24 protein-coding genes and 1 tRNA gene are annotated in these 21,644 nt (G+C 40.1%); 3 read left to right on the top strand and 22 right to left on the bottom strand.

Going from position 1 to position 21,644, the window contains the following annotated elements; translation table 11 throughout:
• Positions 1-45: 45 nt before the first annotated feature.
• From JK635_RS08165 to JK635_RS08060, 22 genes are all read right to left on the bottom strand, one after another.
• Positions 46-312, bottom strand: a complete 267-nt coding sequence (locus tag JK635_RS08165; RefSeq protein WP_202653468.1) for a YosH family protein — start codon at positions 310-312, stop codon at positions 46-48.
• 1,251 nt (positions 313-1,563) lie between these two features.
• A tRNA-OTHER gene (locus JK635_RS08160) sits at positions 1,564-1,677 on the bottom strand.
• A 221-nt stretch (positions 1,678-1,898) separates the two neighbouring features.
• On the bottom strand, positions 1,899-3,005 hold the full coding sequence (locus JK635_RS08155; protein ID WP_202653467.1) for a S1C family serine protease: 1,107 nt from the start codon (positions 3,003-3,005) through the stop codon (positions 1,899-1,901).
• A 61-nt stretch (positions 3,006-3,066) separates the two neighbouring features.
• Positions 3,067-3,735: a 3'-5' exonuclease gene (locus tag JK635_RS08150; RefSeq protein WP_202653466.1), complete on the bottom strand. Its 669-nt coding sequence runs from the start codon at positions 3,733-3,735 to the stop codon at positions 3,067-3,069.
• Positions 3,732-3,926 (bottom strand): hypothetical protein, encoded by a 195-nt coding sequence (locus tag JK635_RS08145; RefSeq protein ID WP_202653465.1) that lies wholly within the window; start codon positions 3,924-3,926, stop codon positions 3,732-3,734. The genes JK635_RS08150 and JK635_RS08145 overlap by 4 nt, the downstream gene beginning before the upstream one ends.
• 113 nt (positions 3,927-4,039) lie before the next feature.
• Positions 4,040-4,450: a hypothetical protein gene (locus tag JK635_RS08140; protein WP_202653464.1), complete on the bottom strand. Its 411-nt coding sequence runs from the start codon at positions 4,448-4,450 to the stop codon at positions 4,040-4,042.
• A gap of 133 nt (positions 4,451-4,583) precedes the next feature.
• Positions 4,584-6,293: a single-stranded-DNA-specific exonuclease RecJ gene (gene recJ / locus JK635_RS08135; protein ID WP_202653463.1), complete on the bottom strand. Its 1,710-nt coding sequence runs from the start codon at positions 6,291-6,293 to the stop codon at positions 4,584-4,586.
• 124 nt (positions 6,294-6,417) lie between these two features.
• Complete coding sequence (locus tag JK635_RS08130) at positions 6,418-6,777, bottom strand: hypothetical protein (protein WP_202653462.1); 360 nt, start codon at positions 6,775-6,777, stop codon at positions 6,418-6,420.
• Positions 6,774-6,965, bottom strand: a complete 192-nt coding sequence (locus JK635_RS08125) for a hypothetical protein (protein WP_202653461.1) — start codon at positions 6,963-6,965, stop codon at positions 6,774-6,776. The genes JK635_RS08130 and JK635_RS08125 overlap by 4 nt, the downstream gene beginning before the upstream one ends.
• Positions 6,958-7,305, bottom strand: a complete 348-nt coding sequence (locus JK635_RS08120) for a hypothetical protein (protein WP_202653460.1) — start codon at positions 7,303-7,305, stop codon at positions 6,958-6,960. Before JK635_RS08120 ends, JK635_RS08125 begins: the two co-directional genes overlap by 8 nt.
• Before the next feature lie 235 nt (positions 7,306-7,540).
• Positions 7,541-7,903, bottom strand: a complete 363-nt coding sequence (locus JK635_RS08115) for a hypothetical protein (RefSeq protein ID WP_202653459.1) — start codon at positions 7,901-7,903, stop codon at positions 7,541-7,543.
• Between the two features lie 244 nt (positions 7,904-8,147).
• Positions 8,148-8,579 carry a hypothetical protein gene (locus JK635_RS08110; RefSeq protein ID WP_202653458.1) on the bottom strand — a complete coding sequence of 144 codons (432 nt, stop codon included), beginning with the start codon at positions 8,577-8,579 and terminating at the stop codon, positions 8,148-8,150.
• A gap of 318 nt (positions 8,580-8,897) precedes the next feature.
• Positions 8,898-9,365, bottom strand: a complete 468-nt coding sequence (locus JK635_RS08105) for a hypothetical protein (protein WP_202653457.1) — start codon at positions 9,363-9,365, stop codon at positions 8,898-8,900.
• A 112-nt stretch (positions 9,366-9,477) separates the two neighbouring features.
• Positions 9,478-10,077, bottom strand: coding sequence for a hypothetical protein (locus JK635_RS08100; protein WP_202653456.1), 600 nt, complete (start codon positions 10,075-10,077; stop codon positions 9,478-9,480).
• Between the two features lie 67 nt (positions 10,078-10,144).
• Positions 10,145-10,291: a hypothetical protein gene (locus JK635_RS08095; protein WP_202653455.1), complete on the bottom strand. Its 147-nt coding sequence runs from the start codon at positions 10,289-10,291 to the stop codon at positions 10,145-10,147.
• Positions 10,292-10,360: 69 nt separating this feature from the next.
• Positions 10,361-11,221 carry a tetratricopeptide repeat protein gene (locus JK635_RS08090; RefSeq protein ID WP_202653454.1) on the bottom strand — a complete coding sequence of 287 codons (861 nt, stop codon included), beginning with the start codon at positions 11,219-11,221 and terminating at the stop codon, positions 10,361-10,363.
• 140 nt (positions 11,222-11,361) lie between these two features.
• Complete coding sequence (locus tag JK635_RS08085) at positions 11,362-12,996, bottom strand: hypothetical protein (RefSeq protein ID WP_202653453.1); 1,635 nt, start codon at positions 12,994-12,996, stop codon at positions 11,362-11,364.
• Between the two features lie 217 nt (positions 12,997-13,213).
• Positions 13,214-14,290, bottom strand: coding sequence for a hypothetical protein (locus tag JK635_RS08080; RefSeq protein WP_202653452.1), 1,077 nt, complete (start codon positions 14,288-14,290; stop codon positions 13,214-13,216).
• A 60-nt stretch (positions 14,291-14,350) separates the two neighbouring features.
• Complete coding sequence (locus JK635_RS08075; RefSeq protein WP_202653451.1) at positions 14,351-14,611, bottom strand: stage V sporulation protein S; 261 nt, start codon at positions 14,609-14,611, stop codon at positions 14,351-14,353.
• A 180-nt stretch (positions 14,612-14,791) separates the two neighbouring features.
• Positions 14,792-15,289, bottom strand: a complete 498-nt coding sequence (locus JK635_RS08070) for a hypothetical protein (protein WP_202653450.1) — start codon at positions 15,287-15,289, stop codon at positions 14,792-14,794.
• A 107-nt stretch (positions 15,290-15,396) separates the two neighbouring features.
• Positions 15,397-16,554, bottom strand: coding sequence for a hypothetical protein (locus JK635_RS08065; protein ID WP_202653449.1), 1,158 nt, complete (start codon positions 16,552-16,554; stop codon positions 15,397-15,399).
• A gap of 138 nt (positions 16,555-16,692) precedes the next feature.
• A complete protein-coding gene (locus JK635_RS08060) occupies positions 16,693-18,594 on the bottom strand; it encodes a DNA cytosine methyltransferase (protein ID WP_202653448.1) in 1,902 nt (633 codons plus the stop codon).
• Between the two features lie 510 nt (positions 18,595-19,104).
• On the opposite strand from JK635_RS08060, the gene JK635_RS08055 reads away from it, so the two are divergent.
• The 3 genes from JK635_RS08055 to JK635_RS08045 all read left to right on the top strand — a co-directional run bounded on the left by JK635_RS08055 (position 19,105) and on the right by JK635_RS08045 (position 21,623).
• On the top strand, positions 19,105-19,863 hold the full coding sequence (locus JK635_RS08055; RefSeq protein WP_202653447.1) for a MerR family transcriptional regulator: 759 nt from the start codon (positions 19,105-19,107) through the stop codon (positions 19,861-19,863).
• 187 nt (positions 19,864-20,050) lie between these two features.
• The gene (locus JK635_RS08050) at positions 20,051-21,181 is read left to right on the top strand and encodes an Alp7A family actin-like protein (protein ID WP_202653446.1); all 1,131 of its coding nucleotides are present in this window, start codon (positions 20,051-20,053) and stop codon (positions 21,179-21,181) included.
• A gap of 10 nt (positions 21,182-21,191) precedes the next feature.
• Positions 21,192-21,623: a hypothetical protein gene (locus JK635_RS08045; protein ID WP_202653445.1), complete on the top strand. Its 432-nt coding sequence runs from the start codon at positions 21,192-21,194 to the stop codon at positions 21,621-21,623.
• Positions 21,624-21,644 lie beyond the last annotated feature (21 nt).

The raw sequence follows: 21,644 nt of genomic DNA, 5'->3' as shown, positions 1-21,644 counted from the left end.
GTTATTATCATCATTTACGCTCCTTCACATCATGACTACGGCACACTAAATTAATGAACCGTCAACCACAATAACTTCATTTGATTGACAGTTAAATTCCTCAACAACTCCTGAAATTGGCAATAGTTTTTGGTTTTCGTCATATGCTCTGCTAAATTTCACTAGGGCATAATCTCTGCTAACTTCCTTCATTTCTTCTCCTAAAGTGCCATCATCTTCTGCTACAAATTCAACGTACTTATTCATTGCATCTTCTTTGTTTTTAGCTTTTATCAAAGCGTAATAAGGTGTATTTACTTCAAAGTATTTCATTGAATTCTTTCCTCCTCCATTCGTACTAATCAAACAATTGTTACAAGAGGTAATTTTTTTATAACTTTATATTATCATTATTCCGTTATTCGTTCAACAATTTGGCATTTTTTTTAACAGAAATAAAAATACGACAAGGGGAAATCTCCCCCTGCCGCAAAAAAGGAGTCTACATGGACTCGTGAGGCGACACATAATGAATGGCAGGCTTGGGTAAGCCCCAAGCAGGGATACTTGGCATTTTTACGCCCTCCAAGCAGGGAAAGCCGAGCCATTCCTTCAGCTTTGCATGATAACCCTGTCGCTCTGGGGATGATTTCACTTTTTTAATCAGGAGTTCTACCTGTGGCGCGAACCATCAAACACCGATTAAAATGGTTTCGTTTTTTTTGCTTGAAGGAGCAGGAAAACTGTAACCCTTGAATTGGCGGAAACCATTTAACGCCAAGCGGATTGGCACTCGGTTGTGCGGGGAGTGTTTCATCCCAATCCCCTTTTCTCCGCAAATAAAAGGAGACTCATAAATAAAGGCTGTTTTCGTATAGATTGTGGCTTTCATGACTATATACTATTTATAGGATGATATAATGCGGTTTAGGAGGCGTTCAAGTATGAGGGAAGTCGTATATGAAGATTTCTGTGAATTAAGCAAATCAGAACAAATGATAAAAGGTATGTCTCTTTAGGTCTATTAGTTGTTAATGTACAGCAACGAAGACGTACATGAGTGCAAATAGGAAAATAAATGTTAAAACAGCACCTAAAATAGTTTGATTGTGAGTGCTTTTACCGTTCTTTAAGTTCTTCAAAAAAGAAGTGAAAGTTAAAAACCATAAAACTCCTAATAGTGGTATCACAAGTAAGTAGAAAAACAACATAAATTGACACCCCTTTCCTTTTTCTGAATATTCCTTCTCGATATATCACAAGTTTTATATCACATAAACAACGAAGTTTACGAAAACAGCCTAAATAAAAAGAAATCCCAAACGGCAAGATTTTTTTCCTGCACATACGCTAGTGACCATCAAACGATTCCATCGGAACTTCCGCAGGAACCGCGGCAACCTTCTGTCCATTTAAGTTCCCCTCATCCTTCACCGTTTTTTTTAGCAGGAATCAAAGCGGATAGGAGAGAAACCGAGTCGTGCTTCAAACGTACAAACTGCATGGGATTTCTATAATCAAGAGCTGTTTTTTTGAAAAGAACATCTCCAGGAACACTCACTACAACCTGGCAGTGGTGCTAATGGCATGAAGCGGGACTTGAACCCGCTCTCCCCAGAAGAATGCTGCGTACACTATTTTCAAGTGGAATCCAACCACTTCCTCCTCCAAGAGTGCTTCCCGTTACACCATTCATGCACATAAAGAAGTAAGGTGGGATTCGAACCCACGATTACAGGATTTGAAGTCCGATTCCTTTGAGCGCTTGGGCACTTACTCATATGGAAACGATACATTCTTCTTGGTTGTTTATGTTATCTCTTCAAAAGAGAGAAAGCTCTGAATAGGAAAAACAGAACTTCTCTCTTGATTTATGAACTTATTATACTATTATTCCTTTATTCAATCAAGTATAATGGCTATTTTTTATCTAGGTTTAGCGGAATGAGTTTCACTTGAAGGGTCATTTTTTTATTTCCTCGAAAGAATTCTACTGTCACGATTTCATTGGGGAGGTGCGAGAAAAGGATAGTGCGTAAATCTACAATGTTTTTCACATCTCTGTCGGCCAATTTTACAATACAATCCCCTTCTTTCAAGCCAGATTGCGTGGTTTCTTTGGACACATGCAAAATGACTGCCCCTTCTTGAACGGGTACATTTGGTCTGCTTGTTTCCATCAAGTCTTGCAAAGTATAGGCTTCAATGCCAAGCGCAGGACGGATAACACTCCCATTTTCAATGAGTTGAGCAAGGATTGGTTTGGCCTGTGAAATCGGGATGGCAAACCCCATGCCTTCTACATGTTGTTCCGCTATTTTAGCATTGTTGACGCCAATGACTTCCCCCTTTTTATTGATGAGAGCCCCTCCGGAATTACCGGGGTTAATCGGTGCATCTGTCTGCAATACAACTCTCTCCCAAAAGGTGTTCCCATATTCGTCTTTCATCGGGTATTTTCGGTTCGTGGAACTGATGATGCCAGCCGTTACCGTTTGAGCAAAATCTTCTCCTAAAGGATTCCCGATTACGATGGCGGTTTCTCCCTGCTTAAGTTTGGTAGAATCTCCTAATATGGCTGGTGCGATGCCTTTTTGGTAGAAAATGATGGGATCCACCTGAAGAACAGCTAAATCATAGAAAAAATCACTTCCAATGACCTTGGCTCTTACTTTTGAGCCGTCATAGAGCACCACCTCCACATCATCAGCCCCCTCGATGACATGGCTATTTGTCACAATATAGCCTTTTGAAGAATCAAAATAGATGCCGGAACCGCCGCCTGTTTCTGTTAATGGGTTCCCATCCGATTGGTTTTTCCTCATGACAGAAATTCCCACAACCGCTCTTTTGGATGTCTCAACAGCATTCACAATCGACGGGGGATTTTGCTTTAGAATCGAAATAGTCTGGTGGGTTGGGATGGGTCTTGCTTGAAACTGTTGAATGAAAAGAGTAAAAGTAGATCCGAGCATAGCAGAAAGAATGATGGATATGATGAAGGATTTCGGAGATAGACTGTACATGAATTTCCTCCTAAAATGAAGTAAACTGCAAAGCAGTATAACCGAAAAGCGGACTTACCGCTTAACGCTTGCAAAATTCCTGAAATGGTTTCATTGGAATGTCCTGTGTTTGTTCCTTGAATTTCTCAAATACCTTTACCGTCCCGCGAACATCATTGATGGCCCTGTGAGCATTAATTAAAGGAATTCCGAAATAGTCACACAAAATACCCAGTTTATGGCTCTTTTGACCTGGCAACAGCTTTTTGGCTATCTGAAGCGTACAAACCCCATCACCAGAAAAAAGCGGCAGACCAACACGCCGACAAGCTGCCTTTAACATCCTCGCATCAAAAGGAAGATTGTGAGCTACCAAAAAGTCCACTCCGTTTAACCACTCTAAAAAGGAGGGAATGATTTCTTGTTCGGAAGGTTTTCCTCTCAAGTCGTCGTTTGTGATCCCTGTAATTTCGGTGATTCTCATGTTGATGTAAAAGCCGGGATTGATTAAGGCTTCAAACTCATCCACGATTTGCCCGTTGACAACTTTCGCACCCGCAATCTCAATGATTTGGTCTGAATTGGAAAGTCCTGTAGTTTCAGTATCCCACACGACATAGGTCTTCCCTTTAAAAGGGTCTGCCTGAACATGCGTATTCAGTTCTTTGTGACGGCAAACGGGGAACCGATTGCAAATCAAAAAGGATTGGATAGGACGTAATACTCCCCTCCCACAATCAGGACATTTCATGCCATTTCCTCCTCTTTGTTGAGTTCGGCTAGAGACTGAAGCGCTTCTTCTTTTTTCTCTTGGATGTTTTTTAATTTTTTTTGGGTGTCCTCCAAATGTTGAAGCAGCCATTTTTCTTGAAATTCGAGTTCCTTTATTTCCTCTTCCACATACTTTTCAATTTCTTTTTTTACCGATTGAAGAGCAAACATCAAAGTATTCCCTACTTTCTCTTAAATTACGAATATATTCTAATTATATTCCGTTATTCATAATTTATCAATAAAATGAAAGAAAATCCCCTATGAGAGGATTTTCTTTTGGGTTAATGATATTGCCCCTGAAAATCATCAGATGCATCCATCAAAAATTGATTGTAAACAGGGTCTTTTGGATGAAAAAAATGACGGGAAGGAAACGTTACGATGTCTCCATTCATTTTTCTCTCAAAAGAGGAAAACCCGCTTTCTTGCATAGCCAAAACTTCTGGTTGGTCGAAGGTATCAAGCATTTGGTTTAATGTCGGAACCTTCATAGATTTCCTTTTTGGTTGTTCAGATGGTTGCTGGTCTTTTGGGTATTCATGAGGCATGTTTTGGGCAGAAATATGTTTCTGCATGAAAAACGTCTTCAACTTTTCTTCCAATTGTTTCTGTCTTTTCTGCTCTTCTAACCAAAGAAAGGTGGCGAGGAGCATCCCTAGTCCTGCTAACAATACAATGATTTTCAAGATCATGTTTTAATTACCCCCTATATATTCCTTTTTCATCGACCGAAATTTATTCATATATTCCTATTTTATCACGTTATTCATAATTAGACAAAAAATAAACCCTCATTTTGAGGGTCATCATCGAGGGAAATCCCCTCTATTGCTCAATATCTTCAATGAACACATCCATTTTTTCTCTTCCAGCAAAAACTGAACGTCCAATGGAAACATAGATGGATGCCTTTTGGTTAGTGGTAATAGGCAACTCTGCCCCGCGAAACAAAGTATATTCCTTGCCGCCTGCTGAAAGAAGGCGAAGATGGTTTTGTTTCGGGCCAAATATTTTCTTTTCGACAATATGGCAATCTACTTTAAAGACAGGGCGGAGATGTCCCATACCAAAAGGGGCGAGACGCGCGAGTTCAAAAGAGAGATCTTCCATAGCATCTTCGGAAATGGTATCCAGATAGTACGGCGCAGATTCTTCTATTTCAACAGAATGATAGAGGTCATTTACAGATTTCGCAAATTCTTCTACATATTCTGGTCGAATAGAAAGACCTGCTGCGGCAGCATGTCCTCCCCATCCGAGGAACCATTCAGGGTGATTATCGGATATGTCTTTCAAACACCGATACAAACTGAACCCCTCATGGCTTCTTGCGGATCCTTTTAATATGATTTGTCCGGACTCGGTATGAGCTGGTGTCAACACAAACGTCGGACAACCGGTAGACTCCTTGACTTGTCCAGCGATGATACCCGCAATTCCCTCATGTACATCCATTTTCAGGACTTGGACAGGTGTAGGCGTAATGAGCGTTTCTGCGATTTTCATGGTTTTTTCTACTAATTCTTTTCGCCTTTTATTCATTTCCACACACATGTTGGCCATCATGATAGATTCATGAGGGGTTTTCGAAAGAAACAATTTCAGGGAATCCTCTGCTGAATCCAGTCTTCCCGGTGCATTTAGAGCGGGCCCAATGTAAAAGCCGATGGCTGTCTCATCTAATTGTTGAGTGGTCATCCCAAGCGCTTTTAACAAATCTTTTACAGGTCGTGACGGCTTTTTCTTCATTTTTTTAAGCCCATTCAGGACAAAATAGCGATTTTCATCCCGAAGAGGCATGACATCCGCCACCGTGCAAATGGCAAGCATCTCATCAAATTGATGAACTAATTCATCATCCATTCCCATGTATTCAAACAGGGCTTGAGCAAGTTTATAAGCAATCGCCCCGCCGCAAATTTGTTTAAAGGGGTAGGAACATCCAACTTGATGAGGGTTAATGATGCTATCTGCAACAGGCAGGTTTTCTCCTGGCGTATGATGGTCGGTAATGAGGACCGTCATCCCGTAGTGTTTGGCAAGACTCGCTGCTTCATGAGCCGCAATTCCGTTATCCACTGTAAGGATCACTTTTGTCCCCCGCTTCTTGAGATTTTCCACGATGAGAGGTTTGATTCCATAGCCTTCTTTTGTCCGGTGCGGAAGGTAGGTGTCCACAACAGCTCCAAGCTCCTGAAGTGCTTGATAGGCAATGGCAGTGGCCATCACGCCGTCAACATCGTAATCCCCTACCACCGTGATCGGTAGCCCGCCTACAATAGCATTTTCTAATTGCTCAACTGTCTCACGCATTCCTTTTAGTTTCCATGGAGAGTGGCAATGGTCTTTCTTTGGAAATAGAAATTGAATGGCTTCACGAACGCTTGTCATTCCCATAGACTGCAAATGTCTCGCCACAAGCGGGTGAATGCTTCTTTTTCCCAATCCTTTCAATTGTCGATTCAATCTTTGATGAAAAGACGGGTCTATCTCCGGCGCGACTTTCCACTTCGATTGGACTTTGGTCTGGTTCATTTTTTCACACCTTTCTTGTCGCATTCATACGTTCATTCTTTATTCCTATATTCATTTTATGGAGTTTTTATAGGAATTGTCAATTTTTTCATGGAGAATACGACATCTAATAATAGGGAGCGGATTAGAGGAAAATGGAAAAACAGGTTCTAGCACCTGTCTCTGGCATATAGAAGAACATCTGAAAGTTGGAGGATTTCATATTTTCCCACTTGTTGAAAGGGCAAATGCTTTTTTTCATTTCTTCATGGATATATTGCCTGCTTACCCCAAGCAGATGGGAAACATCTCCCGCTGTCAACAAAATAAGCGGAAATCCATTTTTGAGTTGTGACATCGCTCGCCCGACTTTGGTGAACCAAAAGTCATCAGGAATCACAACAACACCAAATGGAGATTGAAACAAATGAGCGATAATACTATCAAAAATCTCTTCTCTTTCTGTTTCAAAAGAATGGTAGAGTTGCTGAAGAGTCTCCATCACTTTTTTCTATCTTCAGGGCGTGTCTTCACTTGATGGATGAATTCTCTGATTTTCTTTCTATCTTCCGCTTCATCCCCGCTTGGTAAGGAAAACAATCGGGTAAGAGCGGTTTTTAAAGCGAGACATTTTTTTCTGTTTTGTTCCCATTGGTCTACATGAAGCAGAATGCGGTTGATTTCGTTATTCATGGTACACCCCACTCGGTCCGACAATTCCTCCATTAAAGGTGTAACGGATTTTACGATATTTTTGATAGAAATAAAACGTGACGCCAATGACGTCAAGGGTCAGTGCTGCGCCACCTACCAAGAGAACATGCTGGAGAAAAACAAGGCTAATGAAGAGCCAAGCCAAAACAACGAATTCTATGATGAATGCTTTCTTTAAAAGACTCATGATAGATATCCTTACCCGCTCTTTTAACACCAGCTCTTTTAATGCGGGATCCATCGTTTCTGGCAGCTTGATCGTTTCCGGTTTCAGGCTTTCTTCCCATTCTACTTTCTTTCTCATCCAAGTTGTTAGCATTTCTCTCACTCCTTTTTGATTTGATCGACCCCCCTTTTCCTTCTTTTTTCAATTCTAGGATGGGCAATCATGCTGCAAACATTTTCCAATATGTATCTTGTATCTCCAATGCTAAACGGCCACTATATATTGTGTCAAGTATTTTTTAGTAGTTTTTTCATTTTTACTTGACAAAAAAAGAAAGCCTCTCACAGTTGAGAGGTTGTTGAACTTTATTAGTGTGTTGTATTGTGAATTAGTCTTCATCAGTAAGGCGTTTCATTTCTGCGTCAAATAAACCTTGTTTATACCCTTCGTGAAAAGATTTGATTCGTTCATTTTCTGCGTTTTCAATCAATTTGAGAAGATATGGAATTGAATTTGCCAATATGCATGCAATTGATAAATCAATCATTCTATCTTCATTTTCATTGTTTTCTTTCAATTCTCTCTCGTATACTCTATATTGCTGTTTTAATCGATCTAAAACATTTTTTATTTTTTCTTCTTCTAACTCCTTATTTCGCAATATACGTCTTTGAGCTGCTTCTTGTGGAGAAATGTTGTTTGTTCTGAAATCGTAGTTTGATTCCGAGCGGTGATAGTTATTTTGCTTCATTTCATATACCCCCTCATTTTGGTGTGATATGAGTATTCTATATTCTAGGATTATTGATACAAGTCATCCAAGATGGACTAAATTTTTCCAATATTCTTCACCCATCAGATGATGGTCCTCCAAGGTCATTAATGCTAGTTGAATAGTTTTCTCATGGACTTCTACGGCTTTGATAAGCCAGTCTTTTTGAGCTTTGATTTGGGTTGAATCAAAGATGGTGTTCATCCGTAAAATGAGCAAGCCATCAAGAATCGTCTGTTTTTTTGATTTCCTCCAAATTCATTGCCACTCCCCCTGCACTCTTTCGTAAATCATATAGAAAAGACTCCATTTTTCGCTTATTAAATTGATACATCCGATTACTTTCTAAACTTGGTCGATTTATCAACAAATGACTTTCACCAATTCGTAAATAGCCATTATTGTCTAATTCTTTGTCGTAATATTCATAGAAATCCGATGCTTCGCTTTGTGCTTCTTTGGGGGTCACATTTTTCCATACTTTACTGGAGGCAAGTTGAATGTACGCGACAAACTCCTGAAACTCTTTTTCTGTAAATCTAAAGATCTTGGTGTATCCATTAAGTTTCGTTTCATCCGCTTCCAAAATGATGGCGGATTTACGGCTCTTGACGATCAATCCATTTTCGAACTTTTTGACTTCTCCAAACCCCATCTTCCTCATTCCTTCCTGTTATGATTTTTAAAACAACTCCCTCTTAAGAGAGAGTTACTCACCTAGCACCTTATTCTCCAAAATTCAATATTTGTTGTGTCCATTTACTATCTATCAACTGGTAGATGTCTTCAATCGTATCCTGTTTTGCTTTGATGATATTCAAAGCTATTCGTCAGTGACATATTTTTCATGGACTCTAGTTCATTGTTTTTGGCGACAAGTGCTTTCAAAATTTCATTCATAGAAATTTTACCCCCAAAAAAATAGTTGGATTGTACTAAAATACTCCCCTCGAATAGGGGAGTTTCTTCACTCTTACTCCTCTTCTTCCCCAATTTTTGCAAGCGTGATGCGAGTGGTGCGTTTTTTCACTTTTCCAACGCAAGACACAAGATCGCCCGTCTCTTTCTGAATTTCCAAAGCAATTTTTACGAATGCCTTTTTGTCCACGTCTATTTTTTGTGCATCCACAAAAACGGGATTTTCAAGGACAATCGCTTTTGCTTCGTCTTTGTCGGTAATGTCCCATTCTTCTTTTTCTGTCACACTGACAGAACCAAGACCGGGATAAGACAAAGAGGTTTTAGTGCCAGTTTTGGAAGCAGCCTGTTGCCCGTTTTGAATCGCCTCTTCTTCTAAAAAGGAACGGATCTCCTCTTCTTCCACTTCAAGAGCGTGGAGTTGGTTTTGAAGAGGGGCAACAAGCGCATCCAATTGTTTCTTTAATTCTTCTTTTTCTTTTTTTAGTTCATGCAATCTTCCAATCTTTTTAATTGCTTCCATGAACAATTCCCTCCTATATCTTCGTATATCAAAATTATTACACTATATTAATATTATAACATTATTCAAAAGACAAAAAAAGAAAAACCTAAAAACAACTCCATTTTTAGGTTTAGTCTTGACTGATTTTTTTACGGAATAGATTCATCTGTCTATTTCCGCCAACATCTGGATATTTTCCGACCACACTTTCTTCCTCTTCACTTACAGGTTCTTTTGTAGGCTGTACTACTTTTAAATGTGGGATTGGGGTAGATTCAGGAACAGAGAGTTCTGTTTGAGGAGTCGGAATTTCAATCGGAGGCTCATCCTCGTTTTGGGATGTTTCCCATGCCTCTGACCAAACAATGGTTCCAGAAAAAGAAACGAGAAAATGCATGCCTTCCAATCGGGAAATTTGCATATTGGCATCCACAATAGCATTTCCCTTTTCTTTGATTGCCTGCTCTTTGGCCTGATTAAGAAGCTGTTTTTTGATTCCTTCCATGTAGTGGGATATCGCAAGTACTCCTTGACTTGGTAAAATCAGCACCATCTCCTTGAAAACAGGCGCAATGAAACGGTTGGGAGGGGTTCCGAGAATGTTTTCAGTAGTAATAACAGCAATGGACTCCAGTTCTGCACAGCGTATACAAAGAACCTTTCCATGATAGCGGTAAAAGGGAATCGGCTGTTCAGGGTTGTGTTTGATGTGACAAGATTGGCAAATCATGTAAGGTTATACCTCCTTAAGAATTAAGAAAACATAATCTCCCTTAAAATAGGAGACGGATGAGAGGCTACCAATCCACCCGTTTTATTTTTTGCCGGTTGTAGGAGCCTTTTCCTTTTTTGTTTTTTACGATTCGCGTTCCAGGATGAATCTTCCACACCATGCGTGTTTGCGTCATTTCTCCAATCGTCGTTTTCTTTGCCTTCTTCATCATTCCAGCCCCCTTCTCTCTTCGGTTAAATAAAAAAGAAACATAACAAAGAAACCCTAAAAAGGGCTTCTTTTACTCAAGATTGGCCTTGGCTGTTGCTTGAGCAACAAATAGGTCGTTTTGTTTTTCTTTTGGAACATCTTCTACCTTTAAGGCAAGTATGGATTCAAAAATTGGTTTGGCTTCCTCTTTTTTATTGTTTAAAACCAACACCATTCCGTAATGAAGCATCGAATTGGGATCTTTTATGGTCACTTTTTTGTTTTCAAAAATTTTCTTTTGATACAAATAGATGCTTTCATCGAAGTTTTGCATCAAACCAAGTGTCCATGCGTAGGCATCCACATGAAAAACCATGTCATTATCTGACTTCTTTTCATTTTTGGCTATTTTGTATCCCTGTTTGGCATAGTCAAGTGCTTGTTCAAATTGTGTGTGATCGAAAGTATCTGCATAGTACAAGCCTAATGTGGATTTTAGGAGAGCATTATCTTGATAGGTTTCATCAAAGGATTTTAAGATTTCAATGGATTTTTCAGGCTTGCCTGTGGTGGATTTGTAGACGTAGGCTGCTTGCATGGCAGCATTTAGATTGTCGGGGTGTTTCGCGAGGATCTTTTCTGCTTCCTTCTGGGCGCCGGGGATGTCGTTTTTACTCCACAATTCATATACTTTTTGGAAATGAATAGGAGACGTTGTATATTCTTTTTTATGGTCTGTCTTCTTTCCGTCTTCTTTTCCTTTTTTATTTTTATGCTCTGAATCATTTCCTTGTTTTATCTCTTTTCCCTTTTGTTTCGGAACATCCTTATTTTGTCTCACTTCAGAATTTGCTTTGGGTGAATCTTTCATTGTATACAAGTAATATCCTGAACCGCCTCCAACAAGGATAAGCAAAAGCAGAAAAATGAAGACTTTTTTCATGTCATACATAGAGTCATTAACCTCCTATATGATGATTGTTTTCTTTTCCTATTATACTATTAATTATTCCGATATTCAATATTTTGCTAATCTATTCATAAAAAGACCCCCTAAAAAAAGGGGGGGGACTTTCTTTTTTTACCTTCCTTTTAATCCTTGCCGTTATTCTTATCGTGATTAGATTGCTCTCTGTTCAGCCATTGCTCCACCCAAGCATTATACTGGTTCTGTTTTAAGTGAAGAGACCCTTTGGCTTTTTCCTCTTTTAATTGATTCTTGACATCGTGATTGTATTTTCGGTCTTTTAGCTTTTCTGACAAAATGCTTTGAATTTCTGCGACTGATTTGCCTTTATACTCTTCAGGGGTGTCTTGAAGTTGGATGGAAGATGGAGATACTGCTAGTTCTCCAGGATGGTAGGCTACCTTTTGAGGGATACGGACGATGGTTTGGTAAGGCTCTTTCACGATTTGAGTGGTCATCACCGTGTAAGGCTCCTCTACGGTAATGGTTTGAGTGACAGGGACTTCCACTGTATATTCCACTGGCACTTGGCGGGATCTCGTTTCCTCTTTTGTGCCGACTTCAACCTGGTAATATTCAGTGTAAGTGTATGGAACTGTAACCGTATAGGTGTACGGCACTTGGCGAGACCTTGTTTCTTGATGAGAACCGACTTGAACAGTGTAATACTCGGTATGTGTGTATGGAACTTGAACGGTGTAAGGTTCTTGAACGGTAATGGTCTTCGTGACAGGGACTTTCTCTGTTACTTTTTTGGTTTTGGTTACCATTTCCGTATATTCTACTTCCTTATAACCGGTTTTCTTAACTTGCACTTCCACAATACGATAGCCGGTTTTTTTAACTTTGACATCACGGTATCCGGTTTTGGCCACTTTTACTTCCTCGTAGTAAGTGTAAGGTTCTGTTCGTGTTTCATAGGTGTAATAGGTCTCTTTCCCGTAAACTGGAATCTTTACTTGAACCCATCGACAATATATACGATCTTGAGGTGCGGAACATATTTGTTCAGTCTGGTACTTATAGTCGACGATTACCGTTCTTGTGTGTGGTACTTTTACCGTTACAGTACGATAGCCGGTCTTCTTTACTTTTTCCGTTTCGTAGTACGTGTACTTTTCTTTTTCCGTCACATAGTAAGTATACTCTTCTTTCACTTTTTCTGTGACGTAGTAAGTGTACGGCACTGTTTTCGTTTTAACGACAGGAACCTTCTCTGTCACTGTTTTTTCTTGTGTAACATATTCTGTCACTGTTTTTTGCACATTACGGTATCGAGTTTCTGTTTTGTATTCGGTAACGGTTCGGGAGCGTGTTTCATAGTCGGGAACGGTAACAGTGTAGTATTCCGTCGTGTAATCGGTTCTAGTCTCTGGTTTATCAACGGTGACGGTGCGGGCCCTGGTTTCAAAGACGGGGACTTGGACAGTGTAGTATTCGGTGTCATAGCGGATTCTCGTTTCTGTCTTGTATTCACCGGTGGGGATTTCTATTTCAACAGTGCGATATTTGGTTTCCGGAACAACTTGGACAACATCTCGGTATTCTGTCACTAATTCAGACACCCAATTGATGGTGTACATGTTCCCAGTTTCATCCTGAAAGATGTCTTTTCCATTGTAATTACCGACAATCGTATCCGCATGGGCTTTTTGCGTTTGAAATGGTGAAATCAAGATTCCAGAGGCAATGAACCCGGTTAAAGTCATGATATTCATCACTTTTATGAGCCCTTTTTTAACACTCTTTTTGGCCTTCATTTTCTTCACTCCTTTCCATTTTTTTGATTTTCATAGACTCATACTATTTCGTTTCATGAAGAGTACCCTCCTATTTATGATGAAATAAAAAAGACCAGAAAATACGATTTCTAGCCTCTATTTTATATCTGATATATTCCTATTTTCAAGTATTATTCATATATTCAATAATAGTTTTCTATAATAGCAATAAATCCCCCTTTTAAGGGGGATGTCATTACTTTTTCGAACTACCGTTGTCTGCCATTCCTCTATTAAGCCACTCATCAATCCAAGCATTAAACTTGTTATCCTGATTCAAGCGTAGAGTTCCATTGGCTTTTTGTTGTTGGATTTGCTGTTTTACTTCATGGTCGTATTGGTGATTTTTCAGTTTTTCCAAAAGAAGACTTTGAACCTGATTAGGGGTTTTGCCTTTGTACTCTTCAGGGGAGTCTTGGAGGTTAATAGCGGTTTCTGAATTGACCAAAAGTTCAGGGGTATAGTCCACTTTTTCAGTCCTACGAACGATGACATCGTAAGGCTCTTGTACCGTTTTCGTTGTCATCACTGTGTAAGGCTCCTGGACAGTGATGGTTTTGGTGGTAGTGTAAGGCACTTCAACGGTGTAGTTCACGGGGACTGTACGGGAGCGAGTTTCTTCATGGGAGCCGACTTGGACTTGGTAAGGTTCACTAACCGTGTAATAGGTAGTGTAAGGCACTTCAACGGCAACTTGGCGTGTTTTGGTTACATATTCTGTTACTTGTCGATAGTCGTATACAGTTTTGGTTGCTGGACGTGTACAAACAGTCTGAATATATCTCCCACAGTTATATGTCTCCATATACGTCACTGTGCGTGGTACTTGAATCGTCCTTGTTACTGGTTCTTGGTAGGTTTCAGTCCGATACTCTGTCCGGTAGGATGTAGTGGAATACTGCACATCTCGGTAGCGGGTTTCATAGTCAGGAACCGTAACCGTGTAATACTCCGTATCATAGCGGGTCCGTGTTTCTGTTTTGTACTCGGTCGTTGTGATTGTTTGCTCTACATCACGGTACTTCGTTTCCGGGACAACCGTTGTAACTTCCCGATATTCAGTCACCATTTCAGTAATCCAGTTAATCTTGTATAGATTTCCTGATTGCTCATCTTTATAGACATCCTGTCCTTTGTTTGTGCCAACAATCGTGTCCGCATAGGCTTTATGGCCTCCAGACGATACCAAGAATCCAGAAGCGATGAGACCTGTTAATGCCATGACATTTACAGCTTTAAGAAAATTTTCCTTCACTTTTTTTCCTTTCAACATTCTCACTCCTCTCTATTTCATCTGTTTTGATGCTTCGATTATTAGTAAAGAAGAAGCCTTTTATAGCTTTTTTACAATCCATGAGACCGCCACAATAGTTCCCTTATCAGGAACATTGGTTTCCGTGAAAGCGGGTTCGAAGGAGACGTTTAATTTCGCATGCTTAAAGTGGTTTGAGGCAACAATGAGGGCCTTATTGCAAGCATTGACCGCTCCCCCGCCAATACTGATTAATGTCACCTCGCCATGATCTTTTATTGCCTTAAATATAGCCCCTCCTAAACTTTTTGGATGGGTTTTGGCGCTAACTCTCATTTCCATGATCTTTCCTCCTTGATGATCGTTTTGTATATGAAACCCTTAAAAAGGGATTATAAAGAGTAGAGCTCTCTATCTAATAGTCTAATAGATAGAAAGCTTGGGTTTCTTGTATTATAGTAGAATGATTATATTACATATTTCAAGTATTATTCCGTAATTCATGAAAATATTTTTCATATTTTAACGGGAAGAATAGTTTGAAATATTATTTAGAATAGACCGTTCTTGTGGAATAGCGATCGATTGAATGTAAGTCAACATTCTTTTCTGATCCCTTCTGATAGAGAGAAAACTCTGTGGGGATGCGATAGGACTTCTTATCCCAATGGTGATGCTCTGTTTGGCGTATGCATACTGGACAAAAGGTTCTATGTAGTAAGTCACACGGTAGTAAAGGTTTTGGTCTACATAGTTCATGACCTTTTGGTAAGGAGTTTGGGGATTATGAATGTAGGCATTGGTTGTTTGACTGGACTGTTCAAACACTTGTTTTGGAAATATCACATACAAGGTGCTGTAAACGGAATTGGTTTGAGGGATGGTGAGGGATGGATTTTTAGACGCAGGCAAAGCCTTTGCCTGGGTATTTGAGGAGAAAGACACGAAAAAAAGGAGAATCACGACAAAAAATGAAATAGGAATGAACGCTTTTTTAGGCAGATACATATGAATGGACAAGAATATACACACCCTCTCGTTAATGATAGAAAAAATTTTATAAAGGAGAAGGAATCTCCCTCTCCTATTCGTTCTTACGGCTTTCCTCTACAAGCTGTTGTAGTTTCTTACCTTGAGCCTTTTTGACTTTTTTTATCCACTTCTTGGTCGTGGTCTTTGATCTGATTCTTGTTGCCTTTAAATACACCGCCACCGCCAGAGAGGAAATGTTGAACCTCTTTTACGCATTTTTGCGGAGGAATGGACATGTCAACATCTACATATTTGGATGGAACTACCACATTAAAAGATGTTCCTCTTCCGTTCCAGTTGAAGTTTCCAAAATTGGAGATCGGAAAAGCGTCTACTCGGTAAGTTCCTACGTCAGAGAAAGCAAAGTCGAATTTTAAATTGCTGCCAGACGTATTAAGGTTTGCCACTTCTACTCCTGAACCTGAAGGTGAGGAGGCTCCATTGACATTACATGGATTTTCAGCAGATGGAGAGACATAGTAGATGTACACATCCCAATACACCGTGTATTCAGGGATGACATCTGGAGGAATTGGCTTTCCAGGACCTTTGGGATCGCTGTTTTTACCGGGATTCTTATTCGTTGGTTTAGTTGAACCGGATTTTATTGAATTGTTTCCGTTGTTTTTGGAATCTTTATTAGAATTTTTGGTTGAGGGTTTATCTGTTTGTTTATCCTTATTTGGTGGGGATTTGATGGGGACTTTTTTGACTCCTGTGTGTGTGGTAGTGACCTTTTTTGTTTTAACGACAGGTACTTTTACAGTCTTTGTACCTGTTTTTTTCACTTTCACCGTTGTGTAGTAGGTGTAAGGCTTTTTGATTACTTTGGTGACGTATTTACCACCGCTTGAGGATGATTCTATTTTTGCACCCATCCATCTGCATGATGATCTTTCAAGACCACATGGTTGTGCTACCCAATGTTTGTCTACTCCGCTTTTATTAGGTACCCAAACCTTTGTTTTTACCGTTGTATAGCCTGTCTTCTTCACTTTCACATTATCATAGTAGGTATACGGTTTTTTCACGTTTTTATATGTGACAGAAGTGGTAACGATAGTGGTGGTATACTTATACTCCTGCGCTTTATATTGTTTCCCGTCTTTATCAGTAATGATTTTTGTGCTGGTTACTTTAGGCTTTGAGGTGCTAGTTTTTTTGACGGTTTTTGCAAAAGATACTGAACTGTTGGCTAGAATGAGGGAAAAAATCAGGAGAAAAGAGCCGAGGATTTTCCATTTATTCTTCACGAAACAAACCTCCTTTTGTTGAGTTATGGTGCAATTTCAAACAAACAAATGATTTCAATACTTTTATTTTATCCCATTAAATTCCTTTGTTCAAGGAAAAATACGATATACAAAAAGACAAAGAAGATTTTCCTCCTTTTAGGAAAAACAGCATATTTTTATTTGTTCAGCAATGGCTTTGACCAGCGGAACGGTAACGGAATTGCCAAATTGTTTGTATGCTTGGGAATCAGAAACCACTTGTTCCCATGCCTCCATTGGGAAACCCTGCAATCTGCCGCATTCCGTTGGAGTTAGTTTTCTGACGCGGTAACGTGCGCCCACAGCAACAAGATAGAGACCGCTGGAACCTCCTAGTCCTCCCCCTCTTGCTGTGAGAGCGGCTCCGATTCCTTGGACGGAATAGACTCGATACCCCTGCTTAAAGTTTCGGGAGAATTCCTTTCCGTCATCGAGCCATTTTTCAGACGAGATTCCACCCACAAATAGAAGGTTTCCCTCGCACCCCTCCGTCTTTTTTACAGGCTCAACGACAAGAACTTTCGGCTGCTGGTTTCCTCCCTGCATGGTGGTGAGAGTTGGAGCAATGCCGTCGATTCCATACACCCGTCTGATTGATTCAAAACCTTCATCCCCTAACATTCCTACAATATGAATGGATGGTTCAATGACTTGTGTACTTCTGGATTTTCCTTTTTCCACTTCATGAGGTGAAGTCCCTTTCGAGTAATGAGCGTCTATTGCATAGGAAACCCCGTCTTTTGTAGTCCATAGGGATTGAAGTTGTTCTGTTACATGAAGAACATCATTAGAGGAAAGGATTTGGATAGGAATGATCTCAATTCTTTGTTCCAACAATTGCTGTTCAATGGACTGGGTAGCGGTAATACAATTCGCTACATCATCAGTTCTAGGTGCGACTTCTTTTCCCCTTCTTGGGCAAAAATCTATTCCGTATTTTTGGCGGTATTCCCTTCTGATTTGTTTTGCTTCTTCTGTTCTCTGTTCGGTTAGACACCATACATCGGTGAGGATTTCAAGTACCCCTATACGGTTTTGATTCGACCCAAGTCCTTTATAGTAGCAAGCATCTAGTGTGCAGGATTGTTCAACTTCTCTTAAGCCTGATTTGCCTGACACCAATACCCCGACCACTTCTTTTTTTATGACTCCGTGATGGTCTTGAGTGGTAATTGTGAAAGACGGAGCTTCGTTTTCTTTGGCTCTCGGGCCATTTTGTCGTTTATGGATACGTTCGGGAGTTAAACAAGCATGGATTTCTTCCAGTTTAGGAAGGCGTTTCAAGGCCTGTTCGATGATTTTGGCTGCTTTTTCGTCACTGATGTAATACTTTTCATCAACAAAAGGATCTAAAACACTGGAGAGTTTAGGAATGAAATCGGATTGTTGTTTGGGGAAATCAAAGTCTTTTCGTAGAGATTTGTGAACGCCGACAACATAGTAGCGTTCCCGGTTTTGAGGAACACCCCAGAATTTGGAGTTAAAAAGCTGGGCTTGCATGGAGAAATGGCGGAGTTTGAATTCTTCTTCTAGTTGCGGGAGGTAAGTTTTTAGAGGTTTAACATTTTCAGCCAAGAGCACTTTGGGGAGTTTCTCCGGAGCGTGAATCTTACATTCATCAAGAAGTCGCATGATTTCAAAAAACAGCCCAGAACGAGTAGCGGGGCGTATCTGTTTACTTTGGCAGCTTCCGCATTGACGGATTTCAACGTATTCTTGATAGTCCATCTCTTCTTTGCAGTCTTCACAATACATCTTCATCCCCCGCCTCTGTCCGGCAAGCGAAAGGTCCTGGCATGGGAATCCAAACGTCCAAACATCGCTTTCGGGAAGGTTTTCCCATGTTAGATTTTTTATATCCTGTTGAACCACCTCACTCCCTACATTGTACAAATACGTCTGCACAGCAAATTTATCAATCTCATAGGCGGCGGCTACTTCAAACCCCGCTTGACGAAAGCCAAGGTCGATACCGCCAATGCCTGCAAAGAAACTGACGATTTTTGGTTTCTTTTGCAAACACAAAACCCCTTTCTAATCAAAATCGGTAGTTGCCTACCCATAAGAAAGTTGCTTGTTTGGAAAGGGTTACTTCTATTATAGCTAAATATTCCGATATTCTCAAATAATTCAGGTATTTATATTTTCAACAAGTATTGACCCTCTCCCCTCCCGTTTATAATTGCTCTACTCAATGGATGTTAGGAAATAGATCTTCCGTCTACGAATGACGACTAGGCGAAGGTGAATAACGACGAAGTTATGGTAGTTCATTTTTTTATATAAATAGATAACGATGTGACGAAGCCGAATGACGATGAATAAATGACAAAATTGCATAACAGGACGATGTGATGAGATATAACGAAGGCGAACAACGACGATTGTTGAGAAATAACGAAATTAAGGTAGATTTGACGAAAGATAATGACGATATGACGAGGAAACTTGTTCACGAATTGACGACGGATTGTTATAATAGAAAATGATGGGACAATCCCCAAAGAAAGGCTGCAAAGTGTGGCATTGATGCCAAAAATGGTGAAAAAATTTGCCGATATGGCGACGAAAGAAGGTGATGATATGACGGAAACCTATAAAGACCAGGATTCTTCCTACACTTATGAAAAAGTCCATTATTCTTTGTCTGAAATTGCCCGCATCATGAAAAAGCCGAGAACCACACTGAAAGAGTGGTCGGATCTCTTTAAGGAGTATTTGCCGACCACAGGGCACGGAAGAGCCATGCGATATAGAAAAGAAGCGATTGAATTGTTTCAGTTGATTGCAAAAATGAAAGAATCGAATGAACCGAATGAAGAAATTCGCAACCAGTTGGGGCAAATCGTAAAGGAAATCGTCATAACAGAAGAAGACGAATCACAAAAGCCATATATGGTCGATGTTTTTGACGGGATTAAAAGAATGGCGCAACGTTACGGCGAATTGTCGGAGAAGTACGATGAGTTGTCGGAGGATGTGGCTGACATGAAGGAAATGATAACGCAAATGGCTGTCACCATCCAGACAATTGCTAATACCGACATAAGAGGGGAAATTCAAAACATTCATCAGACCGTCAATGAGAAGATGGTTTCCATTGAAAAGAAGGTGGAAGACTATAACCAGACCATGAAAGAGTCAACGGAACAAGTTCAATCATCAGTAACGGAGCTTCAAAAAGAGCAAAAAGAAATGGCGCAAGAGGTTATTGGCACTTTAAGCAGAGTTCAAACTGAAAAAGAGAAAAAGAAGGAGAAAAAGGGTATTTTTGGTTGGTTTGGGTAAATGCAAACAAAATGTTTGCTATTCAAAAGCCAAATGCAAACAAAATGTTTACAAGTTTATAAAACATTGATACATTGTTGTTACAGCAATAGTTTAAGAGTTTGCGAGAAATGCAAACAAAGTGTTTGCTAATATCAATTAGTTGCAAACATAATGTTTGCAAGGAGAGAAAATAGGAGGAATTGGCGTGAATTATAAAAAAGTGGCAGGCGATATTGGTAACGATGGTTTAAAAATGTATCTGGGGAACCAGAAGAACAGGTTATATATTCCTAACGTCATTGCGGCAGTGGAAAAAAGGGATATTATCGACATGGAGCAGGATATTTTAAGTGGTCTTCATGTGCAAGTAGTATCAGGTGCATTAAAAAAGGGGAAAGGCTCTTTTGCAGTAGGGAAACTTGCATCGGGGTACAAAAGCAACGATGAATTAACCCCTGATAGCGAAAAATCGGAATCGGATCAGCCGATCATTGTTCTTTTAACAGGTCTTGCTTACGATGCGGCCACTTCCTTTGAACCAGTAAATGGGACGATTGAGGTAACGTATGACCTGTCAACCGGCCTTCCTTTAAATGAAGTCAAAAGAGGGAAGCGCAAAAGTTTCAAAGAGAAACTTCTCAACAATTACCATGAAGTCACATTTCTTCAAACCCCGGAACTCGAAGGAATGAAAGTAAGAATCCGCTTTGAACATGTGCTCGTCAACACCGAAGGGGTGGCGGCACTTGTGGACTTGACGACAAATGATGACGGTTCTTTACGAAACGAAGAATTGACGAAAATGGATGTTTTAATTCAGGATATTGGCGGACTTTCAACAGATGCGGCCATCATTATGAAAGATGGTTCGGTTGACAACTTGCACTCTGAAGGGATTCGGGAAGGGGTTTCTCCTTATCTTGATGAAATTAATGAAGCGGTGGAACAGGAATATAAAATGACCTATTTTAAGAGCCGGAAGGAGATTGTGGATTGTTTGACACATCCAGACTCCGAGGAAAGAGGGCATATCTGGATTAAAGGAAAAAGAACTTCTATCCAGCACATCTATAAGCCCATTTTAACTCGTCTTGCGAAAGAGGAATATAAATTGGTGAACAAGCTATGGGGAAGGGTTCGCTCGATTCGCCGCGCCTATTTAATCGGTGGAGGAGCTCTCATTCTTCGCCCTTATATCGAAAAGATTAATCAGGAACAAGACGAGTTGCCGCTTTATTTTATTGATTCGGACGATAGTATTTGGATGATAGCTAGAGCCTATTTTAAACTTCTTGAGATGTATCTTGAACAAAAAGAATTGACAGAAACAAAGTAAGGTGAGAGGGATGGTTCACTATCAAGCAGGTTCCACCATTTCCTTCCGCCTGCCCAGCGACACACCAAAAGAAATACTGGATACACTAAACAAACTGAAGCAGCAAGAGGGCAGGGGGTTCTCGCAAAGAATGATTCAATTATTCTTTCAAGCCTTATCTGAATGGGATAAGTATGAAGTTCGGGTTTCATTAGAAAACTTGACGGATGACGAAAGACGATGGCTAGACGATGATCATACCAAAGCGCTGATTCAAGCAATGATTGAAAATCTACTGCGTCACCCCAATCAAATTTTTCCCAGCTTGGCAGAATGGAGTACAGAGAAAGAAGGGGAAGAAAAAAGTTCGAGAATCCCTGCGTCAGCTGAATCGAAGCCGTTTAAGGTGGAAAGCGAACATACGAAACGATTGGCCTACCAATTGTTTGATTTTGATGACTAACAAAAAGGGACTGCATATAGC

Source organism: Neobacillus paridis, from assembly GCF_016765675.1.
Lineage (GTDB): Bacteria > Bacillota > Bacilli > Bacillales > Cytobacillaceae > Neobacillus > Neobacillus paridis.
Note: the sequence above shows the minus strand (reverse complement) of the source record. Positions and strands in the feature narration are given on the sequence as shown.

Coding starts and splice junctions, on each gene's coding strand:
- JK635_RS08155 (WP_202653467.1), bottom strand. CDS start 3,005: ATGTACAGTCTATCTCCGAAATCCTTCATCATATCCATCATTCTTTCT.
- JK635_RS08145 (WP_202653465.1), bottom strand. CDS start 3,926: ATGTTTGCTCTTCAATCGGTAAAAAAAGAAATTGAAAAGTATGTGGAA.
- JK635_RS08080 (WP_202653452.1), bottom strand. CDS start 14,290: ATGTTGAAAGGAAAAAAAGTGAAGGAAAATTTTCTTAAAGCTGTAAAT.
- JK635_RS08110 (WP_202653458.1), bottom strand. CDS start 8,579: ATGGGGTTTGGAGAAGTCAAAAAGTTCGAAAATGGATTGATCGTCAAG.
- JK635_RS08045 (WP_202653445.1), top strand. CDS start 21,192: ATGGTTCACTATCAAGCAGGTTCCACCATTTCCTTCCGCCTGCCCAGC.
- JK635_RS08090 (WP_202653454.1), bottom strand. CDS start 11,221: ATGTATGACATGAAAAAAGTCTTCATTTTTCTGCTTTTGCTTATCCTT.
- JK635_RS08095 (WP_202653455.1), bottom strand. CDS start 10,291: ATGATGAAGAAGGCAAAGAAAACGACGATTGGAGAAATGACGCAAACA.
- JK635_RS08165 (WP_202653468.1), bottom strand. CDS start 312: ATGAAATACTTTGAAGTAAATACACCTTATTACGCTTTGATAAAAGCT.
- JK635_RS08125 (WP_202653461.1), bottom strand. CDS start 6,965: ATGAATAACGAAATCAACCGCATTCTGCTTCATGTAGACCAATGGGAA.
- JK635_RS08055 (WP_202653447.1), top strand. CDS start 19,105: ATGCCAAAAATGGTGAAAAAATTTGCCGATATGGCGACGAAAGAAGGT.
- JK635_RS08150 (WP_202653466.1), bottom strand. CDS start 3,735: ATGAAATGTCCTGATTGTGGGAGGGGAGTATTACGTCCTATCCAATCC.
- JK635_RS08085 (WP_202653453.1), bottom strand. CDS start 12,996: ATGAAGGCCAAAAAGAGTGTTAAAAAAGGGCTCATAAAAGTGATGAAT.
- JK635_RS08105 (WP_202653457.1), bottom strand. CDS start 9,365: ATGGAAGCAATTAAAAAGATTGGAAGATTGCATGAACTAAAAAAAGAA.
- JK635_RS08100 (WP_202653456.1), bottom strand. CDS start 10,077: ATGATTTGCCAATCTTGTCACATCAAACACAACCCTGAACAGCCGATT.
- JK635_RS08075 (WP_202653451.1), bottom strand. CDS start 14,611: ATGGAAATGAGAGTTAGCGCCAAAACCCATCCAAAAAGTTTAGGAGGG.
- JK635_RS08140 (WP_202653464.1), bottom strand. CDS start 4,450: ATGATCTTGAAAATCATTGTATTGTTAGCAGGACTAGGGATGCTCCTC.
- JK635_RS08115 (WP_202653459.1), bottom strand. CDS start 7,903: ATGAAGCAAAATAACTATCACCGCTCGGAATCAAACTACGATTTCAGA.
- JK635_RS08120 (WP_202653460.1), bottom strand. CDS start 7,305: ATGCTAACAACTTGGATGAGAAAGAAAGTAGAATGGGAAGAAAGCCTG.
- recJ (WP_202653463.1), bottom strand. CDS start 6,293: ATGAACCAGACCAAAGTCCAATCGAAGTGGAAAGTCGCGCCGGAGATA.